Annotated in this window: 17 protein-coding genes and 1 pseudogene; 7 read left to right on the top strand and 11 right to left on the bottom strand. The window is 38.2% G+C overall.

Annotation, left to right across the window (positions count from 1 at the left end; genetic code table 11):
* Positions 1 to 277: 277 nt before the first annotated feature.
* From JOD18_RS21615 to JOD18_RS21595, 5 genes are read right to left on the bottom strand one after another with little or no spacing between them, the layout of a single operon-like run.
* The gene (locus JOD18_RS21615) at positions 278 to 1,258 is read right to left on the bottom strand and encodes a P1 family peptidase (RefSeq protein WP_204671290.1); all 981 of its coding nucleotides are present in this window, start codon (positions 1,256 to 1,258) and stop codon (positions 278 to 280) included.
* 41 nt (positions 1,259 to 1,299) lie between these two features.
* Positions 1,300 to 1,866, bottom strand: a complete 567-nt coding sequence (locus JOD18_RS21610) for an NADPH-dependent FMN reductase (RefSeq protein WP_204671288.1) — start codon at positions 1,864 to 1,866, stop codon at positions 1,300 to 1,302.
* Between the two features lie 13 nt (positions 1,867 to 1,879).
* Positions 1,880 to 2,935: an LLM class flavin-dependent oxidoreductase gene (locus JOD18_RS21605; RefSeq protein ID WP_204671286.1), complete on the bottom strand. Its 1,056-nt coding sequence runs from the start codon at positions 2,933 to 2,935 to the stop codon at positions 1,880 to 1,882.
* Entirely contained in the window at positions 2,935 to 3,882 is a 948-nt protein-coding gene (locus JOD18_RS21600) for a ring-cleaving dioxygenase (RefSeq protein WP_204671284.1), read from the bottom strand. Before JOD18_RS21600 ends, JOD18_RS21605 begins: the two co-directional genes overlap by 1 nt.
* A 3-nt stretch (positions 3,883 to 3,885) precedes the next feature.
* Positions 3,886 to 4,338 (bottom strand): MarR family winged helix-turn-helix transcriptional regulator, encoded by a 453-nt coding sequence (locus JOD18_RS21595; RefSeq protein WP_204671282.1) that lies wholly within the window; start codon positions 4,336 to 4,338, stop codon positions 3,886 to 3,888.
* A 184-nt stretch (positions 4,339 to 4,522) separates the two neighbouring features.
* Here JOD18_RS21595 and JOD18_RS21590 point away from each other — a divergent pair, with 184 nt between their 5' ends.
* Both JOD18_RS21590 and JOD18_RS21585 read left to right on the top strand, forming a co-directional pair.
* Entirely contained in the window at positions 4,523 to 5,311 is a 789-nt protein-coding gene (locus JOD18_RS21590; protein ID WP_204671280.1) for a helix-turn-helix domain-containing protein, read from the top strand.
* A 72-nt stretch (positions 5,312 to 5,383) separates the two neighbouring features.
* Positions 5,384 to 5,734, top strand: a complete 351-nt coding sequence (locus tag JOD18_RS21585) for a nuclear transport factor 2 family protein (RefSeq protein ID WP_204671279.1) — start codon at positions 5,384 to 5,386, stop codon at positions 5,732 to 5,734.
* A gap of 38 nt (positions 5,735 to 5,772) precedes the next feature.
* On the opposite strand, the gene JOD18_RS24720 is transcribed toward JOD18_RS21585, so the two are convergent.
* Positions 5,773 to 5,898 carry a hypothetical protein gene (locus JOD18_RS24720; RefSeq protein WP_275583078.1) on the bottom strand — a complete coding sequence of 42 codons (126 nt, stop codon included), beginning with the start codon at positions 5,896 to 5,898 and terminating at the stop codon, positions 5,773 to 5,775.
* A gap of 21 nt (positions 5,899 to 5,919) precedes the next feature.
* Positions 5,920 to 6,621 carry an aspartate/glutamate racemase family protein gene (locus tag JOD18_RS21580; protein ID WP_204671278.1) on the bottom strand — a complete coding sequence of 234 codons (702 nt, stop codon included), beginning with the start codon at positions 6,619 to 6,621 and terminating at the stop codon, positions 5,920 to 5,922.
* A 415-nt stretch (positions 6,622 to 7,036) separates the two neighbouring features.
* Here JOD18_RS21580 and JOD18_RS21575 point away from each other — a divergent pair, with 415 nt between their 5' ends.
* The 3 genes from JOD18_RS21575 to JOD18_RS21565 are packed head-to-tail and all read left to right on the top strand — an operon-like array spanning position 7,037 to position 8,443.
* Entirely contained in the window at positions 7,037 to 7,366 is a 330-nt protein-coding gene (locus JOD18_RS21575) for a PadR family transcriptional regulator (RefSeq protein ID WP_204671277.1), read from the top strand.
* Positions 7,363 to 7,782 carry a permease prefix domain 1-containing protein gene (locus tag JOD18_RS21570; protein ID WP_204671276.1) on the top strand — a complete coding sequence of 140 codons (420 nt, stop codon included), beginning with the start codon at positions 7,363 to 7,365 and terminating at the stop codon, positions 7,780 to 7,782. The genes JOD18_RS21575 and JOD18_RS21570 overlap by 4 nt, the downstream gene beginning before the upstream one ends.
* A gap of 13 nt (positions 7,783 to 7,795) precedes the next feature.
* On the top strand, positions 7,796 to 8,443 hold the full coding sequence (locus tag JOD18_RS21565; protein ID WP_204671275.1) for a hypothetical protein: 648 nt from the start codon (positions 7,796 to 7,798) through the stop codon (positions 8,441 to 8,443).
* A gap of 318 nt (positions 8,444 to 8,761) precedes the next feature.
* On the opposite strand, the gene JOD18_RS21560 is transcribed toward JOD18_RS21565, so the two are convergent.
* Entirely contained in the window at positions 8,762 to 9,211 is a 450-nt protein-coding gene (locus JOD18_RS21560) for a PhzF family phenazine biosynthesis protein (RefSeq protein WP_204671274.1), read from the bottom strand.
* 134 nt (positions 9,212 to 9,345) lie between these two features.
* Here JOD18_RS21560 and JOD18_RS21555 point away from each other — a divergent pair.
* Positions 9,346 to 10,138: pseudogene (locus tag JOD18_RS21555) on the top strand (aminoglycoside phosphotransferase family protein).
* 71 nt (positions 10,139 to 10,209) lie between these two features.
* On the opposite strand, the gene JOD18_RS21550 reads toward JOD18_RS21555, so the two are convergent.
* The gene (locus JOD18_RS21550; RefSeq protein WP_420827818.1) at positions 10,210 to 11,172 is read right to left on the bottom strand and encodes a pectate lyase family protein; all 963 of its coding nucleotides are present in this window, start codon (positions 11,170 to 11,172) and stop codon (positions 10,210 to 10,212) included.
* An 878-nt stretch (positions 11,173 to 12,050) separates the two neighbouring features.
* Here JOD18_RS21550 and JOD18_RS21545 point away from each other — a divergent pair.
* Positions 12,051 to 12,446, top strand: coding sequence for a phosphotransferase (locus tag JOD18_RS21545; RefSeq protein WP_204671294.1), 396 nt, complete (start codon positions 12,051 to 12,053; stop codon positions 12,444 to 12,446).
* Positions 12,447 to 12,612: 166 nt separating this feature from the next.
* On the opposite strand, the gene JOD18_RS21540 is transcribed toward JOD18_RS21545, so the two are convergent.
* Both JOD18_RS21540 and JOD18_RS21535 read right to left on the bottom strand, forming a co-directional pair.
* Positions 12,613 to 13,149 carry a GNAT family N-acetyltransferase gene (locus JOD18_RS21540; RefSeq protein ID WP_204671270.1) on the bottom strand — a complete coding sequence of 179 codons (537 nt, stop codon included), beginning with the start codon at positions 13,147 to 13,149 and terminating at the stop codon, positions 12,613 to 12,615.
* 393 nt (positions 13,150 to 13,542) lie between these two features.
* On the bottom strand, positions 13,543 to 14,403 hold the full coding sequence (locus JOD18_RS21535) for an aldo/keto reductase (RefSeq protein ID WP_204671268.1): 861 nt from the start codon (positions 14,401 to 14,403) through the stop codon (positions 13,543 to 13,545).
* Positions 14,404 to 14,443 lie beyond the last annotated feature (40 nt).

Genomic DNA, 14,443 nt, shown 5'->3' with positions numbered 1-14,443 from the left:
GACACTCTCTATACTACCAAGGGGGATTCTTTTCTGTAAAATTGATTCTACGCTCATTTCCCCTCATATTTCTTCATTACAGGAATGCTTTCTATGCTACTTACTCTTAAATTATTCCGTACATAGGCCGATGTTACAAAAAATGAACAATTTGCATATATTATATTAAAAAAATCTTCTCCCGCTATCAACAGAAGGTGGATATAGGCTTGACAGCGCCTAGGACCACCTTCTGTTGATATGCATGGAGAAGATTGGGAACTTCATCTTCTATTATTTATTTGCTTAAAGATTTGTAAGCAGGGATATTTTCTATAGAATCAGCTTGTTTTATGGCTTCTAAAATAGCTAATTCTACTGCTTTGGTGCCAATAATACCTACTAAATCCAAGGGTGCCTCGACCATACTGCTCGACATCGCAAATAAGGTATCGCCATCCATTGAAGTATGAGCTGGTTGAATGGTTCGAGCGATACCATTATGTCCAATCGAAGCCAATTTGTTGATTTGTGCTTTGGAAAGCTTAGCATTTGTCATCATTATTCCTATTGTTGTATTGACGCCCTGCTGATCCGTCTTATTTTTTACGTGTGAAAATTGTTGCAGAAACACTTCATTTGTTTGAAGCAATTGTTGTTGATCACGATCATACAAGCCGGCTAATTGTTTATTAGCATCTGGATCAAATACATCTCCAACGGCATTAACCGCTACTAATGCAGCTACTTGTATATCACCGATCTGAAAACCTGCATAGCCAATCCCTGATTTCATCATATAATCCGAGCCAAGCAGCTTTCCAACGGTTGCACCAGTTCCTGCCCCGACATTCCCCAAAGCGATATCGGCTTTTTGTTCCCAAGCATTTTTGGCTGCTTGATATCCCATCATAGAATCAGGACGAACATTTGCATGACCAATTCCAAGATCGAAAAGAATCGCACCTGGAACAATGGGAACTTTGGCTATGCCTGTATCAAAGCCCACTTGTTTTTCTTCCAGCCATTTCATGATCCCTGATCCAACTTCTAAACCGAAGGCGCTACCTCCAGCTAAAAAAATGGCATGCACCTGCTCCATGGTATTTCGCGGATCTAATAAATCGGTTTCTCTTGTACCGGGAGCTCCACCTCTTACATCTACTCCAGCAACCGCGCCTTTTTGACAAATAACCGTCGTACAACCGGTTAATGCGTCTAAATCTTGGGCATGTCCAATCTGGAAATCAGTTAATTCAGATATAGAGAGCTTTTTCACGAAAATTCATCCTTTCGCTTGAAGATTTTTCACCAACAGGTCTAGAAACCGTATGCGTCCTCTTTTGCCTTTTTGACTATTTCCATTGCTTCACTTGTTTGAAAGGTGTCTTCTATCAGACGCTCAAGACGAAAGAATATGTCATCATTGACAATTTCTTTACGATAAAAATCTTTTTCTTCCATAAACACATAGGTTGGCACGATACTGGCTTTCATATAGGATAAAATCGGTTTCAGCTGTTGTTCTACGACTAAATAATGTTTAGCTGAACCTGCTGTTACTAATATCCCGACTACTTTATCTTGCAATGCATTGACAGGCAATAAGTCGAAAATGTTCTTTAAAGCACCAGGAATAGAGGCGTGAAATATTGGCGTTCCCATTATTATGATGTCAGCCTCCATCAGTTTTTGTGTTACAAAACCTGTATCTCCTGGATATTCCAAGTAATTCCTCCCATCACTAAACATAAGATCATAATCGGCCAAATCAATTAATGTAAATACTTCCTCTGGATATGTTTTCGTAATGATTTCAGAGACAGCCTCTATAGCAGTCCTTGTTTTAGAGCCTGCGATAGAACCAGATAGAGCAACTATGTTCATTTCCATTTCCTCCCTATTTTGCCGTGTATTTTCGAATAGCAGGTAAAATCTCAGTACCGATGATTTCTATATTTTTGGCCATATTGTCAAAGGGCATTCCGCCAAAATCCATTTGTGCTAGATAACGCTGATGACCAAAGACTTCATGTTGATAGAGTATTTTTTCAATCACTTCTTGGGTGCTGCCAACATTGATAATGCTTCGTTTATCTTTTGCCTGAGCAAACAATTGTTTCGGAAAACCTTGACCATTGGTCAATTTCATACCCTCATTAATATGTGGATACATTTGCTGTAAGGCTGCCTGAGTTGTGTCAGCTACATAGAAAAATCCAGTTGTTCCTACCGGCAACTGAGTCGGGTCAAATCCATGGTTCTTTGCCGTTTCCCGGTAAGCATCAATTGTTCTTTTAAAGACACTTGCCGCTCCTCCAAGTGTTGCCAGCATCATCGGAATGCCTGCATAACCGGCCTTGATCGCACTGGCTGGGGTACCGCCTACTGCGCGCCAAATTGGTAGCTTGCCATGCAGTGGTCTGGGAATAACTTGTGCATTTCTTAATGGTGCACGAAATTCTCCTTGCCAATTGATTACCTCTTGTTGATTTATTTGCAGCAACAGGTCAAATTTCTCCTCAAATAATGCCTCATAATCTTGAACATCATAGCCTAATAATTCAAATAATCCGATACGTGAGGCACGCCCTGCAATAATTTCCGCACGCCCGTTTGAGATTAAGTCAATGGTAGCAAAATCTTCATACACACGCACAGGATCTGATGTACTAATAATGGTAGAAGAACTGCCTATTTTTATCTTGTTTGTTGCCTGGGCAATCGCAGCCAGCACGACCGTATGGGCTTGGGTAGTAAAGTAGGCTTGATGGCTTTCCCCCACACTAAAGAAGTCTACCCCAGCCTGCTCTGCCAGCTTTGCCAGTTCCGTTATTTCCTGAATTCGTTGTTGGGCAGAAATGCGCTCTCCTGTATGAGGATTTGGCAGGTGATCACCCAAGGTATATAAACCAAATTCTAATCCTTTAGTTGGATCCATTCGTTCATTTTCCATTATGACTCCTCCTCTAACGGTTTCAGTTTCGCTTCAATTTCCTGACGACGCTCCTCTAGAAATGGCGGCAAGTCCAGTGTTTCCCCTAATGTGTCCACCTTACCATCAATCGTAAAACCTGGGCCATCGGTCGCAATCTCAAATAAAATTCCATTTGATTCACGGAAATATAAACTCTTAAAATAATAGCGATCTACGATACCAGATGTTTGGAACCCACGAGCCTTTACTTGTGCTTCCCAGTAGGCTAATTCGGTATCATTCTTCACGCGAATCGCTAAATGATGAATACTTCCCCGTCCTGGTTTTTCTGGAGGCCCGTCTAAATATTTCACTACAATTTCACCGAAGACCTCTCCCTCAATGGATTGAAATATTGCCTCATCCTTCGTGCGTGCAACCTCTGAGTAGCCAAACATCTCTGTAAGTGTCTTAGCTAATTTATCAAGCCTCTGGACTGTAATTTCCACAGAGCCCATTCCTTGAATGCGGTGTTCTGCCGGCACCTTAGAATCTTCCCAAGATTCCCAATGTGCTACTTTTTCATGGTTTGCTGCAAGCAAGACCATGCGTAAACCTTCTGTATCTTCAAAGTGTAAAGCAGGACGGTTAGCATATCTGGTAATCTCACTATGGCTGACGTTATACATCTCCAAACGTTCCTGCCAATACGTTAAACTAGCTGTACTTGGCACAAGCAAACCAATTTGTGTAATGGCATTTGTCCCTCTGTAGGTATTTCCAACAAGCGGAATTTCGAAAAAGGATAATTCCGTTCCTGGGCTTCCCATTTTATCTCCATAAAATAAATGATACATGGATGGATCGTCTTGATTCACCGTCCATTTTACCCGTCGTAAACCGAGTATTTCTCGATAAAAATGATTATTGGCTTGTGCATCCTTGGTAATCATAGAAATATGGTGATGACCTGGAATTGTATACATATTCTATTGTCCTCCCTTATACTGCTTCCATTTTCTTTCACTATTTTTTTGAATTCGTGACAAAAGTGCATATAATTGTTTTTGTTCAGATTCTGATAAACAGTCATCGAAAAGCGATGACTGAAATGCCAGCTGATCCTCAAAAACATGAGCAAGTTTCTGCTGACCTTTGTCGGTTAAGGAGATGGTCTTAGTTTTCCATTCTTGTGTTCGCTTAATCAGCCCTTCTTGCTCAAGCCGAACCAGCATTCGTGATATACCACCCTGTGTAACAGTAACTTTCTCTGCTAGTTCTGATTGTGTTAATGGCTGATATACGAAAAGTTGCATTAACACATCAAATTGAGCGGTAGTTAATTGATATGGTTTCAAAAAATGATTAGAAAGTAAATTGCTTTGATCAACAAACCGAGTCATTCGCAACCAAATTAACGAACCACGAGTATTCTTTCTCATAATAAGGTCCCTGCCCTTCTTTAACATCACTTTACCACTCAAGTGAAAGGGATGCAATGATAATGTCTTGAATTCAAGATAAAAAATTGTTTAGATAATATCGTACATACATTCTATTTTGTGTTAAAATAATGATATATTATGGAGCATTCGCGATAATCGAGCGAACACGGAGGAATAAATAATGGAAAATCACGATAAAACAGTTAAGGACGCTATTCTATATATACAGGCACATCTCGATCAAGAACTTTCATTACATGATCTCTCAGCTCAGGCAGGCTACAGCCCTTATCATTTTGTACGTCTTTTCAAAAAACAGGTTGGTGTATCCCCTATTTACTTTCTTTCTACGTTACGTCTGCAGCGCGCAAAAGAGCTTCTGATTCAAACGTCATTTCCAATTCGAGAAATTGGTTATGAAGTAGGCCAGCAAAGTTTGGGTACCTTCACCTCTCGCTTTACCAAAAGTATCGGTGTCAGCCCGTCTGTATTCCGTGCTTCTCGTGATATGACAGGTAAGTACATTCAGCAATTACAAAAGCTTTCTCACTCAGATAAGGAATCGGCTGCCCCCATGCCGCACCAATTAACTGGTGTCATTCAAACACAAGAAGCATTTCAGGGTATAATTTTTGTTGGATTGTTTCAGAAACCGACTCCAGAAGGAGTGCCTATTTCTGGTACTTTACTTACAAATACAGGGCCATTTCAGTTAGATTTTATTCCAATCGGAACTTTCTATCTAATGGCAACTGCCTTAGCATGGGATGAAAGTTCCCCATCGATACTCGTCCCGACAGAAACCTTGCGAGTCCGCCATCCAGACCCCATTACCATTAATGGACAGCAACAGCCTGAATCAGTCAATCTTCGCCTGCATAAACCAGCTTTAACTGATCCTCCAATACTAATATCACTGCCTTTATTAATGCAGCATTTCCTGTTGCGTATCAAAAACGAAAGCGATTAAGCAATTTAGAAGAAATTCAAATCGTTAAAACTTGTTATAATTATCTCAATTAAAACAGAGGAGTTGATGCAAATGGGTGTTTCTAAAGAGTTAATGCAGAAGATTAATACAGCGTTTGCAACTGGCGATGTCGATTTTGTATTTAATTTGGCCGCAGAGGATATTGTGTCGAATGAAATCGGTCAATCCATTACGGAAGGCAAGCAGGCTTTTATAGATAAAATGGAGGGCATGCGGGGAGTCATGGCAGAGGAGTATGACGTATATCGAACTGTTATCGAGGGAAATACTGCTGTTGTCGAAGGAAAAATGGTATTTGAAGGGGAAGAGGATACAACGGAAACGTATTTCTTCTGTGACTGGTATACATTTGAATCTGATCAAATAAAAAGTATTACTGCCTTTCTCATTAAACAAGATTGATCCTTAAGCAGAGGCTAGTTAAGCCTCTGCTTGTCATCTTATTTATCTGCTTCTGCACATGTATGGCAATACAGTTCTCCATCTATATATACACCTTCCAAAAATCCGCTTCTGCACCATACCTTCTTCCCGCATGTAACACAAACACCTACATATTCATCCACTTCCATCACTCCTCTTCTCTATTACTTGTCTTCGAACATAAAGTCGACGATCTTATTGACATGGATAGCCATCGTATCTAAGAGCGAAATTTGAAAATCTTGTTGCGAAAAAATCATTGGTAATTCCGTGCAACCGAGGATAAGACTGTCCAGCTGATACTGCTCTGTCATGTTGTCTACAATCTCTTTAAATGATTGTCTTGTCTCTGGATTTACGATGCCATTTTCTAATTCACTGACTATTTTTTCATGGATATATCCTTGTGTTTTCTCCTCTGGAACAAAAATATGCTTGCCTTTTTCCTCAAACGGCTTTTTGAAAAAATCCTGTTCCATCGTAAATTTTGTTCCCAGCAAAGCAATGTTTGCAGCATTCTGTTTTTCGGCTGCTTCCAGAGTAGCTTCAACAATACTGAGCATCGGAACGCTGACTTGTTTCTGAACTGCTTCAAAAACAAGATGTGGTGTATTCGCTGCGATAAAAATACCTTCCGCTCCTATTGATTCCAACTTTTGTGCAGCTGTCCCTACATAATCAATTAAGGCATCAATTTTCCATTCTGAAATGTATTGAAAAATATGATACATATTAATGCTGTTCATGTACATCTCAGGTAATACTTGCTGGCTTCCTTTCCTTTGCTGAAAGCTTTTAATAATGGATTGATAATATTCTACCGTAGATTCAGGCCCGAGACCGCCAATCATTCCAATTTGTTTCATGCCCTTCTCCTCCTTTTATAAGGTATTTCTGTATGAATAATTATAACGTAATGATGCACGAATATGTAGTTATCTGCCAATTGAACTCTACAATTTCCACCTGCTCATCAGAACAATTAATCATAATCAGAATACCGATGAGACTCTGAAAAAGTTTGCTGGTCTGAGTCGGTAAATTTGCTGCTGTCGATATTTATACTTTATCAGGAAGAGTAATTTTATTTGCTTTTACTCTGTTAAGTAGAGTTATATGATTTTATTATAAATACATTGTTTTAGTGCATTTTTTATTGCAAATTAGTTCACTATTATAAAAATAAAAATATCCGTTTTGCTAAATTACTTTGACAGACAGAGTAGTTAGTGATAACATTACTCTATCAGATAGAATTATCATGAATAAGGAAGGGACACTATGATTAAAAGTGATATTATTCGCGGCCATTTGGAGCCAATTATCTTACGGTTAATTTATGAAAATGATCAGTATGGTTACGAAATATCGAAACAAATCAGTTTGCGAACGGATAATCGTTTTCAAATTAAAGAGGCTACCTTGTATGCGGTTTTTCAGCGCTTAGAGAAGAAAGATCTGATTGAGTCTTATTATGGCAGTGTATCTCATGGAAGAAAGAGAAAATATTACAGAATTACCACCTTGGGAAAAGCTTATTTAAAAGAATCGGCTAGAGAGTGGCAAGAAACAAAAGAAATTATTGACTTGTTTATGGAGGGATTAGAGTGAGAAAGATTACAAACCATGTAGAGGAATTATTTAAAGATATTCCCGATAGTGAAGAAAAGCAAACCATCCAACAAGAAATCCTGCAAAATTTAGAAGAAAAGGTCTATGACCTGATGGAACATGGTAAAGAAGAAGAGGATGCCATCAATAAAGCAATTGTTGAATTTGGCCATATCGACGAAATAAAAAATGAATTAGGCGTCCGTACACCAGACGAAAATAGCTGGCAGAAAAAGAAAAAGGAAAAAACAAAAATTGATTTAGGATTTTCTATATGTGGAAGTGCCCTGATCATTGGATTGATGCTGTTTATCAACATGTATTATTCGCCTGATACAATTTGGTTTGTCTACCCTACATTTGCCGTGTTGTGGTGGCCGCTTGCTATGTTTTACAGATGGTTAAAATGGAAATAAGGAGGAAGTGAAAATGAAACATGAGGTTGTCTTTGCAGCATTGGGAAGCGGGATGACTATTATATTCCTAATGTTAGTTAACTATTTAACGAGCCCTAATCATACCTGGTTTCTCTATCCGTCTTTTGTACTTATTCTGTGGCCGGTCAGTCTATATTTTTTTAGAAGAAATCAATATACAATCTTTGTGCTCTTTGTTGGTTTCGTGACCATTCTATTCTTATCAGTGATCAATTATACCGAAACTCCAGGATACCCGTGGATTCTATATGCCATATTCCCCATTATCTTATGGGTGATTCTTACCTTTCTAGGTAAACACAATAAAAAAATGTCAACAGCCATTCTCGGAAGTGCGAGCACCATTTTGTATTATGCTGCTTTGAATTATTACCTCTCCCCTGGCTATCCTTGGGTGATTTATCCAGCCTTTGTGGTGTTATGGTGGCCATTGTTGTTATATTGTATCAAGGCAAAGCAATACTTTAGGTTGTCTTTGTATGCCACTTTGCTGACTGGTGTTTTCTTTATTATCGTTCGGATCGTATCTACTCCAGATACCATTTGGGAGGTGTATCCGATATTTGTGATGCTGTGGTGGCCGTTAAGCATGTACTTTTATGGGCTGCACGGCAAAAAAAATGGAGCAGCCGTCAAATAGATGTGGATATCGATTTATTCAAAGTGATACTCAACATATTAAAAATTAGTAGTTTGATTGATGGGGTATTTGGCACAGCAGCCACACTTCCAACGAAGCCATGAATCCATTAGGAAAACTGCTTGATGAGCATGTACGTTTAGAGGAAAAACAGCCGAATGACAGATTTCTTCACGATTTGTATAGCGGTTTTTAAACTGCTTACACCAAAACAGCAGAGATTTGGCTGTTCTCTGCTGTTTGGTATAGGCCAGGCACCATCAGCAGGCACACTTTATTTCACCATACTTATGACAAAACCGTCGTATCCTTTCACACCTACTGTTTGCAAGGCAACCGAGTCAATCCGGTGGCTTGGGCAAGCTTTTCTCTATCTCCATTAAATGCCTTAAATACTGGTTGTGCTTGTTCCATTTTTATATACAGCTGAGAAGACTGCTCTGTAATCTCTATCGCCAGCAGTCCGGCATTTGTTTCTATCGTAAGCCTATCCTGTTTCACGATCCCCTGCGTATGCAGGGCATAAACTGTAGCCATCGTAGCATGGCCACATAAATTTATCTCATGTCCAGGTGTGAAAAATCGAATCCAAACATCTGCATGATTAGAAGGCACAACAAAGGCTGTTTCATTAAAGCCAACTTTTGCAGCAATGGTCTGCATTTGTTTTTCTGTATATAGATCACCTTCCAAAACAACTCCAGCTGGATTCCCTTTTCCTGCTACTGCACTAAAAACATCCAAATGCTGTACCAAAACTTTGGACAAATAAAGACCTCCCTTTTCGTTTCATTTTATTATAAAAGGAGCAAAGCAATAAAGCTATCAAAAAATAACTTTTTCAAACGAAAAGCATGGTACAATAAAGCAAGCGAGCCATTAACGATAAGGGGCTGTTTAGTATGTCAAATGATCATCACGAAGAAAAATTAACAGGAGGCAATGTCTCTGCTGTCTATCGTGTCGGAAACACAGTTCGTCGTACACTAAAGCCAGAAAGCCTCAGAATTCATCGACTGTTAAAGCACTTGGAAGATAAGCAATTTCATTATGCTCCAAAATTCTTAGGGATAGACGAGCAAGGACGAGAGATATTATCCTTTTTTGCAGGGAGAAGCTGGCAACTATCCTGTCAAGGGTTATATGTGGTCTGAATCGTCTTTAAAGAAAATCGCCAAGATATTGCGTCATTACCATGATGCAGTCAGTGATTTTACGATTGATAAAGACTGGGAACCGATTGATCATACTCCAAAGCCGTTTGAAGTCATATGCCATAATGATTTTGCTCTCTATAATATTATTTTTCAGCAGCAAAAACCAGTCGGGGTTATTGATTTTGACGTAGCGGGCCCAGGACCAAAGGCTTGGGATATAGCTTATACCCTCTATACTTGTGTACCACTCAGCAGGTTTTACTGGGCAGAAACAGGTGAAGCTGTTTATTATAATTCCTTACAAGATGCCGACCGCACTAAGCAGAGAATACTATTATTTTTAGAGGCTTACGGTGACAGTACCGAGCAAGATTATATCGGAATGGTGATCCGTCGTTTAGAGGGGCTGTGCCGTACGATCCAAAGAAAAGCGCAAGCAGGTGATAAACAGTTCCAAAAAATGATGGACGAAGGGCATGTAAAACATTATCAGTGCGATATTGAATTTATTCATCAGCATCGAACAGAATGGGTTTAAAAAGCAGATGGTCATTCAAAAGGCAAAGGTATACAAAACCTTCGCCTTTTGTCTATAATTAGATGTGTAATTTATGGCTGTACCACGCCAACACCGGCGTATTCCGTGACGACAGTCTTTACATCCTCAACCGGGGTAAGGCTATAATGATACGGAACTGTGTAATTCGTAGTAGATGTAGTTGGCTGGCTTCCCGTACTATTGATATACAGGTTATTAGAGACATTCCAATAGCCTGTTGTATTACTGTACCAGTAGCCAAGCGGATCTTTGGAGTTCTCAAAAACATTATTTTCTACAAGAAGTTGCGCCCCCATTCGCGCATTGATCCCTGTATCGATAATGCCTTCAAAATAATTATTATAAAGATGACCTTCTCCATAGCGAAAACTTGGAACTCGTGAATTTAAGTTTTGGAAATGATTATGATGAAAGGTTATATTACGCTGATAATTATCACTGTCAGAAGACCCCATTAACATAGCTTTCCAACCATCATGGACATAATTCCAAGAAAAGGTAATATTGTAGGCGTCTCGTTTAATATCAAAAAGACCATCATAATAGTCTTTATGAACGTCTAAACTGGCGTATAATTCATTGTGGTCTACCCAAATATTGCTGGAGGGACCTTCAATACTAATAGCATCTTTGTCCCCTGTGTTTACCTCATGGATAGTAAGATTGCGAAGAATGATATTATCTGCCCGCCAAATTTTTATTCCGATACCATCTAAATTACCATTTGTTCCTACACCAATTACAGATACATCAGAAATATCCTTGATATCAATCTTGCTATTAGATGAGTTACTAGGGGTAATGGTTCCATCCACGTAAATCGTTAATGGTATGTGCTCGTCCTTATCCTTTAAGGCTTGAATCAGCTGATCACCTGTGTGAACAGTTACCACATCACCCCCGGCACCTCCTGTAGTTCCTCCATTTTCCGTCGCAAAACCAGTCATGCTAAAATCCGGACTATTGGCAGATACGCTAGTTAATGATAGACCAAAACAGCAGACAGCAACCAAACTAACTACAGCAAACTTTACAATTGCCTTTCTCAACTTTGCTCACATCCTTTTGCGTTTTTAGTTGAAACGAGAATACGTGAATGTCCTCCTTTCTGTGCTAGATAAATTAATCATACCAAGTAAGCGTTTTCTGTAAATAATCATTATTCCAGGTTATGCTTATACTTGTATAAGCTAGATTGAACAGGGGTTTGAGCGATATAGAGCAAAATCAAAACTACAATTTATTTGTTTATCTGATAGAATTTGACAAAATACTTGGTAGAGAAAGAAAGATATGCATACTAGAAACCTAATATAATGATTATAAAAATCCGAAATTAAAATGCATGATGGAGGAAATCAGGCATAAAAAAGAAATACGCTCTCTTGGTACAGCGCATTTCTTGCCTATTTCTTTTTTTAACGAACAATACTCATAATAAAGACTCCAGATCCTCTGAACCGAAACGGTACAGTAAATCGATAAATTCGCGGTTTCTTTCCTATTACAAATGGTTTATGTACAGTGTGATTCTCTTCGTTAAACAATTGCTAGTGATTTCCTGCCGACTTAAATGGTATAATTTTCCTAATTATTTGGAAGGGAGTGAGAAAAAAGCGATGACAAATTTAATGAAGATAACCTTGGAATTTATATGTAACACTTCTCACTCTTATCGATTATAAATAGACTTTTGATAGATGGATAGAGTAAAAACATCGTTAGAAAGCATCGGCTTTTTGTAAAAAATGGTGCAACCGCCTGTGGTTTTTTCATTTTTTGTACATCTTATACAAATATAATTTCCTGATAGTCTTCCCAAAAATAAGGAGTTGGGTATTATGTTGAAATTGAAGTATCTGTTTAATAATCAGGATTTAGCAGAAATTCTATTGAAAAATATTACTTTGCCTCGATCCCGAAAACAAAAGATAATTTTGGACTGATTCATTATGATTTTGAATATGATAATGTCTTATACGATAAAGAAACGCAATCTTGCAACGTGATTGATTTTGACGATGCGATGTACCATTGGTATGTAATGGACATTGAACAAGCTCTTGATAATTTGCAGGATTGTCTACTGCCTAACGTGTATCATCAGAAAAAACAGCTTTTTCTGGATGGATATCGTACAGAGTTTGCTATTCCAGATGATATGATGTCATTAATGCCAGCTTGCAGACGTTTTGCTCGCTTATATGGATATGTGCGTATCTTGAGGTCGGTAAAAGAGCAATGGGAGCATGAGCCGCAATGGTTAGTAGAATTAAGAAAGAAATAAACAGAAGCAATGGAAAAGGAAGCTGTATCTTTTGGCGAAGAGCTATAAGGTTAATAAAGCTTGTCGCAAAATGCCTCATTACTTCATGTATTTTTCGGAAACAAAAACCTTGATTCTTTTAAGCTTAGGAGAATCAAGGTTTTATATTATTCTTGTCTAACTCAGGCTAGTGCTGCTGGATATATTCGTTCTGCAATATCCCCATCTGAATAATATCATGCCATTTCCCTCCCCTAAACAAACTTTGCCGGCTGATACCCTCTTGCTGAAAGCCCATTTTTCTATATAAATGAATTGCTCGGTCATTAAACGAAAATACTCGAAGTGAGATACGATGCAAGTTCATTTCTAAAAAGGCATAATCCAATAAAACGGTAAGTGCTTCCTTTCCATAACCTCTTCCCCAGTATGTCTTGTCACCAATATCAATAATACATTCTGCATTCCTATTTTTATAATCTATGTGGATCAAAGAGATGATGCCGAATGGTGTGTCCTCTTGTTTATCCACCATGATATAACTCTTACTAGCCTCAGATCCTAACATCACACCTTCCACAAACTGTCTTGTCTCATCTAGTGAATATATGTCTAAAAAAGGATTAGTAGAATTCATCACTTCCATATCATTTCTCCACCTATGGTAAAGCTCAATGTCCTCAAAAGTTAGTTTTTTTAAAATAATTCTTGAAGATGCCAACATAGCTAACACTCCTCCATTTTTATGATGATGGTATAGATTTAAGCATTTTTTCCAGAGAAAGAAGAAACACAGTAACTTCATCCATGAAATCTGCCTCGTTGTGTGAATATATCCTTTGTGGATAAATATCTGTTTTGCCACTTGCAACAGCTCTTTTTTATTACCTCTGCTTCACTTCTTTCTATAAAAAAATATACAATAGTGTCGGTTATTTATCCATTATAACCGACACCGTTGTATAGTTTCAAGAAATATTATAAATTAAATGACATGTGTCAACAAAAAGAAATCCATTTTCAGTAAGATGGTAAAATCATTCCTAGCTTAGTTATATGTTTTTCACATTTCATTTAAAAAAACGATTTGCTTCGTTTTTTATTACCCTATATCTAGTTATTTTAACTTCCCGCCAAATACAGGCATGTGACTCGCTTCACCATAATCTTCAATATGCTCTACATTTTTCAAAAATTCCATATCCTCATCTGAAATAGTGAAATCCACTCCAGCATTATCTCTCATATGCTCTGGATTTACCGTTTTAGGCAATGGAAGCAAGCCGAGCTGTAATGTATAACGAATACTTAATTGCGGGATGGAGACATCATACTTTTCTGCAATAGCTTTCACTTTCCGATTTTTAAACAACTCTCCATGAGCAATTGGTGAATAAGCCTCTACCAGAATGTCTTGTGCTTGTGTATACGTAATCAAATCAAATGGAGTATTACTAATATGGGCTAAAATTTGATTTACCATTGGTTTGACAGTGCAATTACTAAGAATATTATCTAAATCCTCTTTTTGAAAATTAGATACACCAATGGCACGAAGTTTACCTGCTTGATAGGCTTCTTCCAGAGCTCGCCAAGCTTCTCGATTTCCTTCAAAAAAGCGGTCTTCTTCCCCAAACTCCATCCATGGCTGCGGACTGTGAATAATCATCAGGTCAATATAATCAAGATTCAACGCTTTCAGTGATTGATTAATCGATGACACAGCTTCTTCATATGACTTCACTTCCGCAGCAAGTTTTGTCGTAATAAATAAATCTTCTCTATTTACTCCACAAGCTTTAATCCCTTCGCTAACACCATTTTCATTACCATATGCTTGTGCTGTATCAATGTGACGATAACCTATTTTGACAGCCTCTACTACTGCTTGTGCAGCCTCTTCATTATCTATCATCCATGTTCCAAGACCTAATTTAGGAATTTCAATTCCATTGGACAGCTGATAAGTTAAAATCATATAAACATCTCCTTTTAAAAATTTGAATGAAGGACATTTT

The organism is Gracilibacillus alcaliphilus, from assembly GCF_016909015.1.
Classification (GTDB): Bacteria; Bacillota; Bacilli; order Bacillales; family Amphibacillaceae; genus Gracilibacillus; species Gracilibacillus alcaliphilus.
Note: the sequence above shows the minus strand (reverse complement) of the source record. Positions and strands in the feature narration are given on the sequence as shown.

Excerpts from the sequence above, each read along its gene's own strand:
- JOD18_RS21610 (WP_204671288.1), bottom strand. The coding sequence starts at position 1,866 with ATGAACATAGTTGCTCTATCTGGTTCTATCGCAGGCTCTAAAACAAGG.
- JOD18_RS21605 (WP_204671286.1), bottom strand. The coding sequence starts at position 2,935 with ATGGAAAATGAACGAATGGATCCAACTAAAGGATTAGAATTTGGTTTA.
- JOD18_RS21600 (WP_204671284.1), bottom strand. The coding sequence starts at position 3,882 with ATGTATACAATTCCAGGTCATCACCATATTTCTATGATTACCAAGGAT.
- JOD18_RS21595 (WP_204671282.1), bottom strand. The coding sequence starts at position 4,338 with ATGAGAAAGAATACTCGTGGTTCGTTAATTTGGTTGCGAATGACTCGG.
- JOD18_RS21590 (WP_204671280.1), top strand. The coding sequence starts at position 4,523 with ATGGAAAATCACGATAAAACAGTTAAGGACGCTATTCTATATATACAG.
- JOD18_RS21585 (WP_204671279.1), top strand. The coding sequence starts at position 5,384 with ATGGGTGTTTCTAAAGAGTTAATGCAGAAGATTAATACAGCGTTTGCA.
- JOD18_RS21580 (WP_204671278.1), bottom strand. The coding sequence starts at position 6,621 with ATGAAACAAATTGGAATGATTGGCGGTCTCGGGCCTGAATCTACGGTA.
- JOD18_RS21575 (WP_204671277.1), top strand. The coding sequence starts at position 7,037 with ATGATTAAAAGTGATATTATTCGCGGCCATTTGGAGCCAATTATCTTA.
- JOD18_RS21565 (WP_204671275.1), top strand. The coding sequence starts at position 7,796 with ATGAAACATGAGGTTGTCTTTGCAGCATTGGGAAGCGGGATGACTATT.
- JOD18_RS21540 (WP_204671270.1), bottom strand. The coding sequence starts at position 13,149 with ATGTTGGCATCTTCAAGAATTATTTTAAAAAAACTAACTTTTGAGGAC.
- JOD18_RS21535 (WP_204671268.1), bottom strand. The coding sequence starts at position 14,403 with ATGATTTTAACTTATCAGCTGTCCAATGGAATTGAAATTCCTAAATTA.